Origin of the sequence: Vibrio sp. YQ_11 (assembly GCF_043103065.1) — a bacterium.
Lineage (GTDB): Bacteria > Pseudomonadota > Gammaproteobacteria > Enterobacterales > Vibrionaceae > Vibrio > Vibrio parahaemolyticus.
Genome location: NZ_JBICJM010000048.1, coordinates 84,999 through 102,735, shown reverse-complemented (window position 1 = coordinate 102,735; position 17,737 = coordinate 84,999). Strand labels below are relative to the sequence as shown.

13 protein-coding genes are annotated in these 17,737 nt (G+C 44.3%); 8 read left to right on the top strand and 5 right to left on the bottom strand.

Translation table 11 applies throughout. The features are described from left to right. Entirely contained in the window at positions 1-2,808 is a 2,808-nt protein-coding gene (locus tag ACF8EG_RS18925; RefSeq protein ID WP_069506931.1) for an Hsp70 family protein, read from the top strand. 98 nt (positions 2,809-2,906) lie between these two features. Here ACF8EG_RS18925 and ACF8EG_RS18920 read toward each other — a convergent pair whose 3' ends face one another. After that, positions 2,907-3,101, bottom strand: a complete 195-nt coding sequence (locus tag ACF8EG_RS18920) for a hypothetical protein (RefSeq protein ID WP_005455030.1) — start codon at positions 3,099-3,101, stop codon at positions 2,907-2,909. Positions 3,102-3,187: 86 nt separating this feature from the next. Here ACF8EG_RS18920 and ACF8EG_RS18915 point away from each other — a divergent pair, with 86 nt between their 5' ends. The 6 genes from ACF8EG_RS18915 (at position 3,188) to ACF8EG_RS18890 (ending at position 11,025) form a co-directional block, all read left to right on the top strand. Further along, positions 3,188-3,874 (top strand): DNA-3-methyladenine glycosylase I, encoded by a 687-nt coding sequence (locus ACF8EG_RS18915; RefSeq protein WP_069506929.1) that lies wholly within the window; start codon positions 3,188-3,190, stop codon positions 3,872-3,874. Positions 3,875-4,374: 500 nt separating this feature from the next. After that, complete coding sequence (locus tag ACF8EG_RS18910) at positions 4,375-5,718, top strand: sodium/glutamate symporter (protein WP_005454913.1); 1,344 nt, start codon at positions 4,375-4,377, stop codon at positions 5,716-5,718. Positions 5,719-5,960: 242 nt separating this feature from the next. Next, a complete protein-coding gene (locus tag ACF8EG_RS18905) occupies positions 5,961-6,452 on the top strand; it encodes a prepilin-type N-terminal cleavage/methylation domain-containing protein (protein ID WP_029827916.1) in 492 nt (163 codons plus the stop codon). 273 nt (positions 6,453-6,725) lie between these two features. Continuing rightward, positions 6,726-8,465, top strand: a complete 1,740-nt coding sequence (locus ACF8EG_RS18900; RefSeq protein WP_025792275.1) for an ABC transporter transmembrane domain-containing protein — start codon at positions 6,726-6,728, stop codon at positions 8,463-8,465. Between the two features lie 3 nt (positions 8,466-8,468). Continuing rightward, positions 8,469-10,247, top strand: a complete 1,779-nt coding sequence (locus tag ACF8EG_RS18895; RefSeq protein WP_069506927.1) for an ABC transporter transmembrane domain-containing protein — start codon at positions 8,469-8,471, stop codon at positions 10,245-10,247. A gap of 229 nt (positions 10,248-10,476) precedes the next feature. Continuing rightward, a complete protein-coding gene (locus tag ACF8EG_RS18890) occupies positions 10,477-11,025 on the top strand; it encodes a hypothetical protein (protein WP_015296689.1) in 549 nt (182 codons plus the stop codon). 150 nt (positions 11,026-11,175) lie between these two features. Here ACF8EG_RS18890 and ACF8EG_RS18885 read toward each other — a convergent pair whose 3' ends face one another. The 4 genes from ACF8EG_RS18885 to ACF8EG_RS18870 all read right to left on the bottom strand — a co-directional run bounded on the left by ACF8EG_RS18885 (position 11,176) and on the right by ACF8EG_RS18870 (position 15,421). Continuing rightward, complete coding sequence (locus ACF8EG_RS18885; RefSeq protein WP_005455055.1) at positions 11,176-11,394, bottom strand: hypothetical protein; 219 nt, start codon at positions 11,392-11,394, stop codon at positions 11,176-11,178. A 90-nt stretch (positions 11,395-11,484) separates the two neighbouring features. Next, complete coding sequence (locus tag ACF8EG_RS18880; protein ID WP_025570295.1) at positions 11,485-12,609, bottom strand: HD-GYP domain-containing protein; 1,125 nt, start codon at positions 12,607-12,609, stop codon at positions 11,485-11,487. A gap of 240 nt (positions 12,610-12,849) precedes the next feature. Next, the gene (locus ACF8EG_RS18875) at positions 12,850-14,055 is read right to left on the bottom strand and encodes an aromatic amino acid transport family protein (protein WP_025534537.1); all 1,206 of its coding nucleotides are present in this window, start codon (positions 14,053-14,055) and stop codon (positions 12,850-12,852) included. 175 nt (positions 14,056-14,230) lie between these two features. Further along, positions 14,231-15,421, bottom strand: coding sequence for an iron-containing alcohol dehydrogenase (locus ACF8EG_RS18870; protein ID WP_031830142.1), 1,191 nt, complete (start codon positions 15,419-15,421; stop codon positions 14,231-14,233). 574 nt (positions 15,422-15,995) lie between these two features. On the opposite strand from ACF8EG_RS18870, the gene ACF8EG_RS18865 reads away from it, so the two are divergent. Beyond that, positions 15,996-17,261, top strand: coding sequence for an HD-GYP domain-containing protein (locus tag ACF8EG_RS18865; RefSeq protein ID WP_069506925.1), 1,266 nt, complete (start codon positions 15,996-15,998; stop codon positions 17,259-17,261). Positions 17,262-17,737 lie beyond the last annotated feature (476 nt).

Sequence of the window (17,737 nt, the reverse complement as noted above, 5' to 3'; positions counted from 1 at the left end):
ATGGCATCTCCTCGTTTTCTTGTTGGTATTGACCTTGGCACCACAAACACTGTGGTGGCCTACTGTGAAATAACCGACAACCTTGAACAATCCGAAGTATCCCTATTTGACATTGACCAACTGATTGGTCCGGGCGAAGTCGTTCGTAAACCACTTCTGCCCTCTTTCCGCTATCATCCAGCTGTAGGTCAAATCTCCCCTTCTGACCTCACTCTTCCTTGGGACAACGAACCTGTTGCTGGCGACATTAACAATGTCATCGTTGGTGAATGGGCTCGCGAATTAGGCGCGAAAGTAGAAGGCCGTCAGGTATCCAGCGCGAAAAGCTGGCTCTCACACCAAGCGGTTGATCGTAACTCAGACATTCTTCCTTGGGCTGGTGCGCAAGACGTGGATAAAGTCTCGCCAGTTATTGCCAGTGCAAGTTACCTCAATCACATTCGTCAAGCATGGAACTACCGTCATCCAAGTAACAAACTCGAAGACCAAGACGTAGTTGTCACCGTTCCGGCATCATTTGATGAAACCGCGCGTAAACTGACACTTGAAGCCGCCGAGCTTGCAGGCTTGAAAAAAATCGTCTTGCTCGAAGAGCCACAGGCGGTGTGTTACGACTGGTACGCACGCCACCAGCAAACCGCAGCTGACGAATTAAAAGATTTGCCGCTCATCCTTGTTTGCGATGTGGGTGGTGGTACAACAGACTTAAGTCTTATCGAAGCTAAGTTCACTCATGACGACTTAGCACTTGATCGTATTGGCGTTGGTGAACACTTAATGCTAGGTGGTGATAACCTCGACTTAGCATTAGCACACCTTGCTGAAAGTCGCTTCAATCAAAACAAAAAACTCACTGCTGCAAGCCTGACTAAGCTGATTCAACAAACTCGTAAAGCCAAAGAAAACCTGCTCTCAACAAGCGCGCCTGACGAAGTAAAGATCACCATGCTAGGCAGTGGTTCTAAGCTGCTTGGGGGCACAAAGAGTATTGCTCTAAGCAAACAAGAAGTGCACCAAATCGCATTAGATGGCTTCTTCCCGCTTTCTGATTTCAGTGAAGTACCAGACAAACGCCGCAGCGCGGTTGTCGAGTTTGGTCTTCCATACGTTGCTGACCCAGCCGTCAGTAAGCACGTTGCCGAGTTCTTAACTCAACATCAGCAAGTGTCTCGCGCCGCTCTTGGCATTGAAGACGACAAACAAAACGCGATCCCAGTTGGCTTATTGCTGAACGGTGGCGTGTTCAACAGTGATCTGGTAACTGAACGTGTCACTACCCTACTTTCTGACTGGCGCGGCGCACCAGTTACGGTATTAGATAACCCACATCCAGATTGGTCGGTCGCACTAGGTGCGGTTGCGTTTGGTAAAGCGCGTCGTGGCGCACAACTGAAAATTGGTGGTGGTGCTGCACGCTCTTACTTCTTGCATCTACAAGAAAAAAACAAAATGGGTAAAGCCCTCTGTTTACTTGCAAAAGGCACAGAAGAAGGTCACGAGATCCGCTTAAGTGGTCGTCGTTTCTCGCTTACCCTAGGTGAGCCAGTCCGCTTTAACCTGCTGACTTCTACACACGATACCTTAACCAACAACACGGCGATTCAAAACGGTGTGATGGTTGACGTTGACCCAGACTTGTTTGCTCCGCTACCGCCTTACATCACCACACTTGAAGGTGAAGGCGCAGAGCTACAAGCCAACCAGAAAGAGCGCGTAGAAGTGCAACTGGCGTGTCAGTTAACCGAAGTCGGCACTCTTAAGATGGAGTGTGTCAGTGCCGAAGACGACAACAAACGTTGGGAACTGGAATTTGAAGTTCGCAATAAACAAGCCGATGACGGTGAGGAAATTCAGCTTCATCCAAGATTGAACGAATGCAAGGAGCTGATTGCTCGTCTATACAGCGGCAACAAGAAAAGTGCTGAAGGCAAAGAAATCAAAACCTTAGCAAAAGATCTTGAGAAGAAACTGGGTAAACGCGATGAGTGGGATTTCACCACACTCCGTCAGCTTTTCGATACTTTTGCGCAAGGTCGTAAGCGTCGTCGTCGCTCTGAACAACATGAGAAAAACTGGCTTCGTTTGGCTGGCTTTGCACTGCGTCCGGGCTTTGGCGATCCAACCGACTCTTGGCGTATTGAGCAAGTTTGGGGACTGTACCAACAGAACATTCAGTTCAAAAACCATCAAGGCTGGACAGACTGGTGGGTATTCTGGCGACGTATCGCGGGCGGTCTAAGCCAAGAACAACAAGAAACCATTTTGGCAGACATCGCAAAATATCTGCATCCCGGCGCGATGAAAAATCCGCAGTCAGCAAAAGCGGCTCAGGAGATGGGGTACGAATCCATGGTGCGTCTTTCAGCCTCTCTGGAGCATCTAGAAGTGGAAGATAAAGTCCTGCTGGCGACGTGGTTCTTAAGCAAAGCCATCAACCAAAACCAGTTTGAACAAGCACACTGGTGGGCAATGGGACGTTTGGCTTCTCGCACACCGCTTTATGGCAGCCAGCACAACGTCATTCGTCGTGAACAAGCTGAGCAATGGTTACCTAAGCTTTTGGAACAAAATTGGCTGAAAGAACCAATGATCGCTTTCGCAGCCGTAATGATTTGTCGTAAGACGGGTGACCGATTATTCGATATTTCTGACGACTACCGGGAACAAGTTCTAACAAAACTCAAACAGAGCAAAGTACCTGAGTCGTGGGTATCGCTGGTTGAAGAAGTGAAAGAGCTTTCAGAAAGCGAGTCAAAACGTGTCTTCGGTGATGCTTTACCAAGCGGTTTAACACTTGTTCATCATTAAATCCACTTTACAAAAGAAGACGAGTTAAACGCACAAAGCCCTTCTGACGAAGGGCTTTGTTTTATTTCATTCTTTTGGTTTTGACCGCGCACAACGCGTTAATTCATTTCTGTCGTAATCACCACATCGCGCGTTTCGTTATCCATATCACTAATACCGACCACCGACACTTCTCTGTCCGATAGAGTCTCAATTAGGCTGTCTTCTAATCCACCATCAGCAAGCCAAGAATAGAATTTATCCGCAATACGCTCCGAACCTTCTCCGACAAACGTTAATGTGACCTTCTTCATTTGTGACACTCCATCAATTTACGATTCAGCCACTTAAGCGTAGTATGTTTCGCAAATATCGACATAAACTAGGACTAACTTCTTTTATGAGTATCGAAAAATTTGACGCGATTTATCAACGTGCTGCTGAGCGAAAAGGCGGAGAAGATCAGCTTGAAGCGCTATTGTCTCACCCATTAAGTAAAGAGGAATTAGCAGCGATTCCCGATGACCGTTGGCTCGCCGCTTTTTCGATGAAGGTGTTCCAAAGTGGGATTTCGTGGAGCGTGGTTCGCAACAAGTGGCCGAACTTCGAAGAAGTGTTCTTCGGATTTAAGATTGAGCCACTATTGATGCTGTCTGACGAACAATGGGAAACCAAAGCAACCGATGAGCGCATTATTCGCCACCTAACGAAAGTGATGTCGATTCCTGCCAATGCTCGAATGATCCACGAAGCATCAATCCAACATGGGTCATTTGGCAAAATGGTCGCAGATTGGCCTCAGGAGAAAATCACTGAGCTTTGGGCGTATCTAAAAAAACATGGCAGCCGTTTGGGCGGTAATACAGGGCCATATACTTTACGTCAAATGGGTGCTGATACGTTTATTTTGTCTAACGATGTGGAAGCATACTTGCGCAATTGCAAAATCATCGAAGGCGGAAAAGACACCAAAAAATCTCACGATGCATCAACCCAAGCGTTTATGCAATGGCAAAAGGAGAGCGGTCGTAGCCTCACCGAAATCAGTCAAATCATTGCATTTAGTACTGGTGATAATCGACTCTAACTACAAATTGATAAGCACATTGGCTCTTATCACAGTGTGCTTTTTCTGGCCATATCTCTAGCTCCACTCTTGGCTTCATTAAACTTCAACCACCTTCCCATCTTGAGAACTACAAATAATTGTCGTATCGACAAAATTATTTTTTCATACAATATTTTTATTTATCAAACACCTAACTATGGTTGATGTTTTATTAGGCATGTTTTATTGATTCTGCTCAATTGCATTGCCTATTCAAACTGACTAGGATACACGCCCTTCCTGAGTGAACTATCAAAAATAAAATCGAGAAACTTGCTCGAGTTTCTCAACAGTTCACGAACATTCTCGACAATTATATTCATTTCATGATTTTTTGCGCACTTGAGCGCTGATTGAAACGACCATTGCTCCGTACTCGAAAGATTTCGTATTCGCGCTTTCTTACGTGGAGTTATTTATTTCATCAAGGTTGGTCAAAAGGATGATGCCCCTTGAATGCATTTACTGGAGGACAAAAAATGCCAAAAGGTCTAATGCTGACTGACTTAGCCATCGCAGGCTTACTTTTGATTGTAGCGAAAGTGATTCGCGTGCATACGCCATTGCTACAACGCATGTACATTCCATCTGCTGTATTGGCAGGTTTATTTGGTCTCGTGTTTGGCCCTGCCATGCTCGATCTATTACCGTGGACAGACACATTTACCGCTAACGCAAGCCTATTAACCGCTGCACTTTTTTCTGCGTTAGGGTTAGCAACGGATGTTCCATCCCCAAAAGTTGTCGCACAACGTGCAGGCTCGTTATGGGCATTTAACCAAATTGCTTCTGTCTCACAGTGGTTATTTGCTGCAATGTTTGGCCTGCTCTTAACTACATTTTTCTGGCCAGAAATCAATCCTGGTTTTGGCGTAACAATGTCTGCGGGTTTCATGGGTGGTCACGGTTCAGCCTCAGTTGTGGGAGATATTTTCACGGGTCTTGGTTGGGAAGATGGCTTCACGCTTGGTTTGACCTTTGCGACAGTCGGTATCTTCATCTCAATTTCCATCGGCATGCTGATGCTTCAATTTGCTCTAAAAATGGGTTGGATTCGAAGCTTTACAACTTTTGACAGCATGGATGAACATGAACGAAAAGGTCTTGTCAAACCAACAGAACAAGAGCCAGTGATGAAAGATACAATGTCTTCACTCTCTGTGGATTCATTTGCTATTCACGCAGCCCTTGTCGTCGTCGTTACGGCTTTCTCTTATGTCGCAGCAAACTACTTATCGTCGTTCCACGACAAAGTACAAATTCCGACATTTGTAACGGGCTTTTTGGGCGGAATGCTCGTGCGAATTGTCGCGAAACAAACCAAAGCGTCACGATACCTTTGTGATGGAGCATTTAAGCACGCAGCTGGTATCAGCACCGACTACCTGATCATATTTGGTATTTCGGCAATCAAAATTACTGTTCTTGCTCAGTACCTTGCGCCAATGATCGTACTCGCCATTGGTGGCATCGCATTTACGTTGTGGCTGATCTTCTGGGTTGCGCCTCGAATTATGGGCGATGATTGGTTTGAAAAAGGCATATTCTCCTGGGGCTGGCTAACAGGCACAGTTGCAATGGGCATCGCGCTATTGCGCATTGTTGACCCTAAAATGCGTAGCAAAGTTCTGGATGACTACGCCATTGCTTATGTGCCTGGTTCAATTACCGATATCTTTATCATCTCTCTGATGCCTATCGCGATGTATAACGGTATGGAGTGGCAAGCACTTGGTGTCGGCTTAGCTTATATCGCAGTAGTCCTGTTTATCTGGCGATTTGTATTTAAACGCAGTGGCCAAACGGTAACGGACGCATCTTAAATACTCCGGCTCGGGAGATTTTTCCTCCCGAGCACATCTTTATTCATTTTTTTCCTTTTCCCTCCTCTCTTTAAAATCCCAATTGAGAAACCGCTTCAATCTCTAATGAACAAATAGGCAACTTGTTTTATATATGAGATTTGCAATAACAGTCACACCTTCTCATTCTTTTTTAATACCGATATAACCCCATTTTTATTCCAGAATAGCAGCCTATAAAATGACAAAGCTGGAGGCTGGTTGTGCGTGGTTCACGAGGATTTACCCTTATCGAGTTAATAATGTGCATCATCATTCTTGGTGTTGTTGGCGTTGTTGCCCTGCCCAAGTTCCTCGGAATACAAAAAGACGCACGAATTGCCGTTTTGTATGGTGCAAGAGAAGCGCTAATGACAGCCAACAACCTTGTTTACACTAAAGCCGTTATTCAGTCTCAAGAGAACATCAACTCAGAAGACACGCGAAACATCGACTTAGATAACGACGGAGTAAACGATCTTATTGGTTACTTTGGGTTAATCAAAAACGTGATTCCAGCAAAAGAACTTGCCGGTTTTGACCCACAACTCACCATCAACAAATGGTACGGCGCCGATTCAGAGGCTGAACCCTACTTCCTTATCGGCTTTGCCAACAAACCCGTGAGCATCCATCACCTGTGTTATGTCGAAGTGTACTACCCTAAAACACCAGGCGGACAACTTCGCTATGGAATTCAAACTGAAGACTGCTAAAAACCCTCCCAAACAAGCTTCAAAATTGTACATTTTGAAGCTTTCTACGTTTAGCGCTCACTTATGCGCCAAAACCTCAACTTAACATAGATTTCACATAATTTTGTTGCATGGTTTTCTTGCAGCGAGAAAGCAAGTAATTCCTGAGTGCATATATTCAAAATCGACACAATCTGTTGTTTTCTTCTTCGCTCAAAAATTGTGCTTGTAAACTCATCATTTCGCTCAATAATAGTTCCATAACAAATTCAATAATTTAAAGCAGGAGGCGTAATGAGAATTTTCTGGCAGCTGCGTTGGTATTTCCGACAAAAATGGAAACATTATGTGGGTTCCATTCTTTTATTTGCAGTAATCTCTGCCCTTCAGCTGGTTCCACCCAAGGCAGTCGGAGTGATTGTCGATGGCGTTGTTGATAACACATTAGAAACAAACACGTTAATCATGTGGTTGTTAGGCCTTATTGTTCTACTTTTCACCATCTACGGGTGCAGAATCCTCTGGCGTATATGGCTATTTGGTGCGAGTTGGGAACTTGGAACCATTTTACGCAACCGCCTTTACCGCCACCTTTCGACTCAACCTCCCCGCTTTTTTGAACGATACAAAACTGGCGATTTGATGGCGCGCGGCACGAACGACGTAAGAAACATCGTTATGACAGCTGGCGAAGGGGTATTAACGGCAGCCGACTCGGTTATCACAGGCATAGCAGTATTGATCATCATGGTCACGCAAGTCAGTTGGAAACTGACCGTTATGGCCCTGTTGCCAATGCCATTTCTCGCGGTAATTATTTTCTTTATCGTCCGCATTCTTCACCAACGTTTTCGTGTCGCGCAGGAAGCATTCTCTTCGATGTCCGATATGACGCAAGAATCCCTAAATGGTGTGCGAATGCTGCGTGCTTTTGGTTTAGAAAACCAAGAGCAACAACGATTTGAAGATGTCGTTGACGATACCGGTGCTAAAAACATCGCGGTAGCAAGAGTAGATGCGCGCTTTGACCCTGCGATTCAGTTGACGATTGGTCTTTCGTTTCTTCTTAGTGTGGCGGCAGGCGCGTATCTGGTCGACAAAGGCGAAATCACTCTTGGTGATTTGACAGCCTTCACCATGTACTTGGGTTTGATGATTTGGCCAATGCTAGCGTTCGCATTCTTGTTTAACATCTTAGAGCGCGGTTCTGCCGCATGGAATCGGCTACAGGAAATCTTCGATGAACAACCAGAGATCATTGGTGGTACACAACCTCTAGATAACAAACCATTACCGCTACACATCAAGATTGACGCGTTCCATTGGAGTAAAGAACTCCCACCAGCTCTTGCCGCTGTGGACGTAACGTTAGAGCCAGGGAAAATGCTCGGAATTGCAGGCCCAGTAGGCAGTGGCAAATCGACGTTACTCACCCTGCTATTGCGTCAACATGATTTAGAAAATGGCACCATTCAGTTTGGCGATGTCAAAATCAAAGACGCTATCTTACCTCAATGGCGTAATCGCTTTGCGGTTGTGAATCAGAGTCCATTTTTGTTCTCAAAATCGATCTTTGACAACATCGCTCTTGGTAATCCTCAAGCAACAAAGGAGCAAGTTTATCAAGCAGCGAAATTGGCGTGTATCCACGACGATATAGAGAAATTCCCTGACGGATACCAAACCGAAGTTGGCGAAAAAGGCATTACTCTTTCTGGCGGTCAGAAGCAGCGTATTGCGATTGCACGCGCCATGCTTCTCAACGCTCAAGTGTTAGTTTTAGATGATGCCCTATCCGCCGTAGATGGTCGAACCGAACACCAGATTCTCAAGAACCTTGAAACACACTACCGTGATCAAGCGTTGATCGTTATCGCACACCGATTAACCGCATTGGAAGCGGCTGATGAAATCATCGTTCTTAATCATGGCCATGTCACCGAGCGAGGAAAACATCATTCTCTACTCGAACACCAAGGCTGGTACGCAGAAATGTTCCAGTACCAAAAACTCGAACAAGCAATGGAGGAGTAATCAATGAAACAAACCAGTACATTTAAGCGGTTGTTGTCTTATCCATTGTCTCAGCCGAAGCCAATGATAAAAGGCTTAGCTTTGCTGTTTATCGCGGCGTTAGCGAGTGCGAGTGGCCCTTGGTTGATCCAGTATTTTATTGATGAACACATTGCCAAAGGCGACTACTCTCGTAACGTATTGATTGCTTTAGCGTTGGGCTACGTGTCACTTCAAGTCATTTCAGCAACGTTCCAATATCTTCAATCGTTGCAATTTAGCATGGTGGCAACGAACACGATCAAAACCATTCGCAAGCAAGTGTTTTCGGGAGTGATCAAACAGCCACTTTCTGCGTTTGACTACACGCCTGCCGGTAAGCTTGTTTCTCGAATCACGAATGATACCGAATCACTTCAGCAGTTTTACGAGTTGTTAATCGCGACCGTGGTTAAGAACGTTGTGATGATCGTGGTGATGTTGGGTGTCATGTTCTTCATGAGTTGGAAGTTGACGCTGGTTGTTCTCGTTCTGTTACCGATCGTAATTGGTTTTATGTATCTGTTTAAACAACTCAGTACCGATAGTTATCGCAGAATGCGTGACTTGCTCACGGACATTAACGCCAACTTAAGCGAATCAATCCAAGGGATGAGCGTGATTCAGCTGATGCAACAAGAAGAGCGCTTTAATAAACAGTTTAACGAACTCACTGCTGAGCATTTGGTCGCGTCCAAAAAAGTCATTCGCTTAAACGGGTATCTGCTGCGGCCTCTCATGGATCTGTTGGCTGGCCTTGCCCTACTCTGCTTAGTTGCCATCTTTGGCTTTAATGGTGTCGAGTTGATTGGTGTCGGTGTACTTTATGCGTTCATCAGTTATTTGGCGCGTGTGACCGAACCTCTGATTGAAATGACCCAACAACTTGCACTTTTACAACAAGCGTTGGTGTCGAGTGAACGTGTTTTTGAGTTGATTGATGCGAAGCCACAAACTTACGGTGACGATCATAAACCACTTAAAACGGGCTCAATTGAGCTAAGTAATCTGACGTTCAGTTATGATGGCAAGCAAGATGTATTGAAAGACGTCTCCTTGAAAGCCGCTCATCAAGATTTTATCGCGCTGGTCGGCCATACGGGCAGCGGCAAGAGCACGTTAGCATCTTTGCTCATGGGCTTTTATCCAACCAATGTGGGCGAGTTATTGATTGATGGGCGGCCACTTAATACATTGGGTAAAGACGTACTTCGCAAAGACGTAGCAATGGTTCAACAAGATCCGCACATTCTCCCAGCTTCTGTACGTGAGAACATTTCTCTTAGCCGAGCAGTGAGCGATGAGCAGATATGGGATGCGTTAGATAAGGTAGGTTTATCGGAGCAAATTCGCCGCTATCCAAACGGCTTAGACACTCAACTCGGCCAAGGTGAAACCAACCTTTCGGCAGGTCAAAAGCAATTACTTGCGTTAGCCCGAGTGTTAGTGGCGAAACCAAAAATCTTAATTTTGGATGAGGCAACGGCGAACATCGATTCAGGAACTGAGGCTCTCATTCAAAAAAGCTTAAAAGTTTTGCGCCAAAACATGACGTTAGTGGTCATTGCTCACCGACTATCAACCATATTGGATGCAGACCAAATTGTGGTTCTACACCATGGTGACTTGGTCGAACAAGGCACGCATAAAGCCTTATTGCAACAAAATGGTCGCTACGCTCAAATGTACCAGTTACAACAAGCGAATAGACACCTTCAACAGATTGAGCAAGAAGATACTAAACAACTAGAAGAAGCTGTTTAAGCACTGTACAAGCCACCTGCAAATCGCAATGCAGGTGGCTCCATTTAGTTAAATCCATTCACAATTTAAACTAATTTTTTATTTCTTACCTATTATTGACATAACCCCTCGCTATATAACGCAAGGTCGTTGTAAAATCGTAACGAACTTCAGCTCAACTTCTTGCCGATGACTCGGTGAGCTGATTACCTATTTCTCATATTGCATATTAATCTCATGACACAAGTCCATGGACAAAGATAAGTTTACTAACATCTATCGCTTGCCTGGTTCGATTCAAATTCGGATCGGTAAATGGCAAAAAACGTTCCGCGGCACCTCTGATTTGGTTTTACATCAGGCGCTAATGGAGCGTAATAAACAGTTTAAAAAACCAGACTTTCTACCTAAAGGCTGGTGTGTTACTCCTATTGACGAAAACGACATCACCATTACGCACCACGGTAAGTACATCCAAACAGTCATGCGTACCATGTTAGATAGAAAGGTATCGTATAAGCGGCTGTTTATGTCGCGTATGAATGCAGAAGATGGTGAAAAGGCACTTCGAAAATACAAATTGGAGTGGGTTCAAAAACACAATCAGATTGCGAAAAAATACAACCAAATCAAGAAAAAGCAGTACATGAATTTTGCAAGGGAAGAAGAAGAAACACTCTACCCTTCCATTCCAAAAGGCGAGTTCGACAAAACACTGTGGAACAAATTGGTTATATCCACTTTTGGTCCAGAGAAGAAATACAAAAATCCTCACTTTGTACGCAAAGCAGACATCTAATTAAACACCCCTAAATTTAGGGGTGTTTATCTACACGTTAATACAATAAAAATGCAAGACTGATATTCAACTCAAGTAAACTCGAGATACTTGAGTTCTCGTTTTTGACCTATGGCGTTGAAGGATTGAAATGACGCCATAGCGGTTAATTTAATGACGAGCGTCAGCGCCAAATTCTACTTCTTTATAGATATCGGCCAGCGACTTCTTACCTTGTTTGTCTTTGGCTGAACGCTTTTTCTTTGCATGATAATGATATTCTTGCTCCTGAAGTGCTTCTTCGTGCTCTTTCGCTGACTGCACAAACTCAGGGTTCGCAAGTGCTTGTTGGCGTAAGCGGTTTACTCTCTCAAGGGTTTCCCACAACATACTTCACCTCCAAACTAAATACTGTATATAAAAACAGTATTGTTTATAATTTCCTCCTAGTCAATATTTGTGCTCCTTCGTTTACGGGGATTACATCAGCCCTAAGCCTGTGTAGTGCTCAGGATATTTATGGATGATTTGTTTTAGATAATTTTGATGCTCACGCAGCGCGTTGACACATTCTCTGGACAACAATCCTTGATACACCCATTTCTCCAACTCCAACAAGGCGTAAGGTATCGACCAAGCTTGGCGATATGGGTGGTGAGTCGTAAGCACATCGAATGTGTTAGCCACGGCAACGATTTGCGCTGCAATTGGGATCGCCTCTTTCTTCAAACCGTACGGATAACCAGAACCATTAAGGTTTTCGTATTGGTACGTAATCATCTGCAAAAACAGCGTCACGCTTGGGTGAACTGGATTACCAATACGCGCCACTATATCGTCTGCAGATTCGATACACTGCTCGATATGTTGAAGAAGAATCGCCTCCTGCTCTCTCGTGTAACGTGTTCTACTACAGGCTATTTCTATCGGCAGTTGAATATCGCTCAATGCATGAAACTGCGCAAACGTACCAATATGCTCAACCGTTTCGTCATTGAAATGATGATGATCCGCGAGTTGTGTGGCGATTAACTGGCTGTAATATTTCATCCGTTTAGTATGGGCATAATATTCTGGCGAATAACCCGGCATCATACCCTGCATTCGATCGGCAAGCGTTTCGATGGCATGAACGACATGATCCTCAGACTCAACAGCAAATTGAACCATCTCAAAATAAGGCTTAAGTCCATTCAATGCTTCAAGCTTAAAAGCTTGGGGCTGGGTAGAATTTAAAAAGACAAATCCGGTAAAGGCTTTGTTGTCATAGCAAGGAATCGCGACTGATGACTGATAGCCTTCTTTAAGCAGGGTTTGTATGCGGGAACAATGATTGATGTCGTGAAGATCATCGACAATACGTGGTATTGCATTTTCAGCGGAGATAGTAAGGTTGTGGAGCTTTCTAAACGGCGCCTCATGATGGGCCAAGCACCAAGTATCAAATTCACTTTCGGCGAAAGATTTGAGCATGTCTTGATGAGGGTGATATTTCGCAAACGACACCCTATCGATACACGGCAAATGTGCCTGCATTCTATTCTTCAACGTTTGCAGTTGCTCATTAAGCGGTTTAGCAAACGGGTAAAAACTCCGGTGCGCCATACTTCACCTCCACACCCAAGTAGAGAAACCAGAAGAAAAAGCTCCTTTCTGTCAGAAATTTTGATGATCTTAGAGCGGCTTTTCCCCACTTAAATAATTGATATACCACAACCTAAGTGTACGAAATAAAAACAGATTTCCGCCAATTTTTTCACCGAATATCTTACGGTAATTTGATCCAGATTAAAAAAGCCAACAGGTTTCCTTATTGGCTTTTCGCGTTCAATTTAAACTGTGGAACTAACCTAGAGCAGGTAATACACCTAAAGTAATGAGCACTTGCGCTAAAACGATGCCCGTACCCGCTATACCAGTGACGACCAGCGCTCCTTGCCCACCAGCGACACGGTATTCACCAGAGAAATTATCGGAACGACGAACCTTGATCACCATGACAAGAGGAAGGAAAATCGCAAGAATAGCCAATGCAATCGCCGCGTAACCCAGCGCCATAATGAAGCCTTGTGGGTAAAAAAGCGCAAACCCAAGTGGTGGCGTAAACGTAATCACTGCAGCTAACAAGCGATTTGGTTTCTCACTTTTGCCTTTGATCGTATCACCTAAAAATTCGAACAAACCTAAGCTCACACCCAAAAACGAGGTGAGAAGTGCAAGGTCGGCAAATACACCTACAATGCTGCTCAAGTTGGATTTGTGAACAGTTTGAGATAATTGACCAATAAGTGCACTCAAGCCACCGTTTTCAATAAGCGCATCTTGGCTTACTACGCCTAAGGTAACGATTTGCCAGAAAATGTAGATAACTAAAGGAATCGTCGAACCAACAATAACCGCTTTGCGCAAAGATGACGTATCGCCATCTAGGTAGTTTACGATTGCAGGAATACTGCCGTGGAAACCAAACGATGTGAAAATCACTGGAATCGCCGCAACAATAAGTCCCTGTTCGATAGGCATACTTAGCAAGTATGACTCGGTAACGTTTGGCGCTAAAAATGACAGTACCGCAACCATTGCGACTAGCTTTAACGCAAACAACACGCGGTTTACTTTATCAACTGTTCCTGTACCAATAGTCACCACTAAAGTAACGATCAGAGTGAAAATCACTGTCGCTGTCGGGCCAGAAATGTCTAACTCAAACCACTGAGATAAGCGGTCACCAAATTGGGCACCGCCACCAGCGATGTATGCCGCACACAATGAGTAGAACAAAAATAGCATCGCAAAACTGGCAACCCACTTACCTTTTTGACCAAGGATTTGTTTCGCCAAGGTATGAAGTGTTGCACTACTTTCAGCGTATTGGTGAAGTTCAAGCATCAGTAGCGCAGTAAAGGCCATTAACGCCCACAAACTCAACATGATGATCAGTGATGTAGTGAAACCAATGCCAGCGGAGGCAAGAGGAAGAGCTAGCATACCAGCCCCAATTGTAGTACCAGCAATAATTAGGGTACTACCAAACACTTTAGAACGACTCATTGTATATTTATCTTTACATCTTATTGGCAGTTATCAGCATCAGATCGGGCAACGGCGCACCAAAACTGACACCATATTTGTAATAAGCACGATATTGTAGGATCTTTGAGAGAAGATCAAGCAAAGTGTAAGGATAAAAAACCACAGTCGTAAAATTATGTTTACACAAAACAATCTAAGCGCTTATTTCTATCAATAAGCGAGCGCATTCTTCAGAATTCATAAACTTGGGAACGGGGTAATTCCAATGTGCCTCTTTCAGAATCAGGTCAACCAAGTCTTCGATATCATCTTGTTTTATGACTGTTGTGCATTTTTCGATACCAATAGCATCGTACAAGGATTCAATTTGTTCCAAGAAACGCTCAGCACTTGGTTTGTCTTTCGTATTGATATTGGTCTTCTCGGCAAGCGTTCTTAGCTCATCTTCAATTTCAGGCAAAGAGAACTTTAAGACGGGTAGCAACGCTAACCCATTTGCCATGCCATGTGGCAAACCATACCTTGCCCCTAAGTTGTGCGCGAAAGCATGCACGTACCCTAGACTTGCCTTGGTAAAAGCTAGCCCTGCGTAGTAAGACGCCATGGCCATTTTGTATCGAGCTTCAATATCTCCCCCCTGCGCCATAGCTTTGGGTAGATAATGAAATATCAATTTGATTGCAGCGACTGAATACGCTTGAGTTTCTGGTGTCGCATTGCGCGAAATGTAGGCTTCTACCGCATGAGTTAACGCATCAATCCCTGTGTCAGCAGTGATTTTGGCTGGCAAACCGATAAGCAAGTTGGGATCGAGCGCGGCCATAATCGGCACCAGTTTCGGGTCCATCAAGGGCGTTTTTAAATGCGTATTTGGGTCTGAAACCACTGCTGCGATCGTCACTTCAGAACCTGTACCAGAAGTGGTTGGGATAACAAACAGAGGCGCCGGGGTTCGCCATACTTTGAAAAGTCCTGAGAGCTTTTTGATTGAGCGTTTGTTACTTACTCTTGCAGCAATCACTTTTGCACAGTCAATGGCAGATCCGCCACCTAACGCCAAAATGGCTTCCGACTGAGAGGCGTTGTAAGCACGTAATCCATCTTCGACTTGATCGTAAGTTGGGTCTGGTTTTACTTCAGAAAACACGCCCACCTGTAAGCCCAACCCCTGCGTTTGCTCCAAGACTTTACCTACCATACCGATTCGAACTAATCCCTCATCGGTCACTAGCAACAAACGTCGAAAACCGAGATCAGATATCGCCTCCAACAACTCAGATACGGCTCCCGAACCAGAAAACAACGTCGGCCTTGGAAGTGGCAGCACATGCGCTGCGATTTTTAGCCCTTTGGTGTAACTGCGATACAAACAATGTTTCAACATACAAATTCCTTTTGAGTTGGAGCATTTAGTCTAGTAGATTTTCAGGCAACTCTTCTTTGCGGCTTCACAAATTCGCAATCGAGTCGTTTACCTTTTTTCCTTTAACTCATTGAGCTAATTAAGAAACAAAATGGGGATGTTTTCTTTCCTACAGTGACCACAACAATAGGTATTCCATCTGCACCGCCCATACGATTTACATTGAGAGTGGCAGAAAAACGTGCAACGTCACTTTGAGGCCGAAAACCCTAAAGTCGTCTCTCCCCCTTTGTTTACTGATGCTTTAGTCAAAAGTAGAAATAAGAATACGTTGCATCATGATTTATTGTCGTTTTCAAGGAAGTCAACCAAAGCAACAAGAATCTTTTAAAACCAATACTCAGCTCAAAGAACTGACGTTAAACAGTGAGCTTCGAGTGATATTCTTATGCAACTAGGATTATTATCTACGCCATAATTAAAATTACGTCCAAATAGCCCACCTTTAAGGGTTCTTTTCGCTGTCGCGCCCTTTCTCTAAATATCAGGCCATGATGTCGGTTTGCGTGGGCTTAAAAACATGTCGGTATAAATAATGAAGCATTCTTCCTCTCCCGATGCTATTGCGGGTTTTGAAGTCGATCTAAAACAAGCGCTCATCTGGGTCGCCCGTGCACTCGACTATGTAGGTGTCGATGACACTCACCACAGTCACCGCGTCGCATACATCGCCTACCAATGTGCTCTAGCCTTAAATTGGGATTTAAAGAAAGCAGAGTTTTGTTACTTTGCAGGCATGATTCACGATTGTGGCGTCTCTGAAACGCAAGAACATAAAATGCTGCTGGACGAGCTCATCCCTCAAGATGCCAAAGCACACTGTCTGCGCGGCTACCAAACGCTCAAACAATGTCGCCTTTTAAGTCAATTTGCCGTTCCAGTGCTTTATCACCACACCCATTGGGATGAGCTGCAACATCTCGACCTGCCTGAATTCGAAAAAGACGTTGCGGCCCTACTCTACCTTTCTGATCGACTAGACTTCATGCGTGCACGCTATGTAATGAACTGCCACTGTGACATTGTCACGCTGCATGAGGAATTGATTGCAGAATGTGTATTAGCGAATGCTGACACCTTGTTTAATCCAGTCATGTGCGAAGCCATGGTTAAGCTCATCATGACCGACGGATTTTGGTTCGCAATGGAATCAGAAAACATCGAAACCATTGGTCTGAATTTTAAGAGCATTGATTGGTTACAAAAACAGTTAACCATTTGGGACATGAACAGCCTTGGATTATTTCTGGCGCGCATTGTCGATGCGAAAAGCCCATTTACTTATCAACACTCGCAAAAAGTTGCTGAGTTGTCGCGCTATTTGGCGGGCAAATTAGGACTCGATGAACACGACCAAGAAATGCTGTTTATCGCCGGTTTGGTTCACGACATAGGTAAGCTAAAGACGCCGGATGAAATTCTACATAAGGAAGGCGCGCTCAGTAAGCAGGAATACACGAGAATCAAACGACATACGATAGATACTCAACTTGCGCTGCATAAGGTGTTCCCAAACGCCAAAATCGCAGAATGGGCTTCAAATCACCATGAACGCTTGGACGGCTCTGGCTACCCTTACCATAAAACAGCAGAAGAACTCGACATCCCTTCTCGCATTATTGCCGTTGCCGACGTGTTTCAGGCACTATCGCAAGATCGCCCTTATCGAGGACGAATGAGCCAAACACAAATTGCTGAGATCATGGATGACCTAATTGAGCAGAATAAACTCTGCGCTCACGTCTATGAAGTGTTAGAGCAGAATATGACGGCTTGCTACAACATGTCTATTTGCCACTAAAAGCCGATTTCCGGACATTAAAAAGGGCGCATCACGCGCCCTTTTTAGTATTTAGTAGCGACTAGATTTTTAACCTCTCCACCGATTCTTTTTGTATCTAAAACATCCGTCTCATATAAAGAATAAACTTTTCTTGGCTATGTTCGATTACCAAGGTCAATACATAGACAACCAGACTAGTTGAAATCAAACCAAATATAAGGCCGACCCGAAACGACATCGTGGTCAGAGTGATAAATCTATAGCTAAAAACTCCAATATTAAGCATTGCGTACAAGTTATCCAAACCATAACTTGGTAACGGCATACTAATAAATAGAAGTGGCAACAATAATAATGGAGTCAATCCGTAATAAACAAAGTAAATAATATGGTCCAATCCAGTCCCAACCCTAGTTTAATAAGAGTATTACGCAAGTAACAAATACTCGATGACAGCGCTAAAAAAATATTTTCCTTTATAGTGTTTATCACCA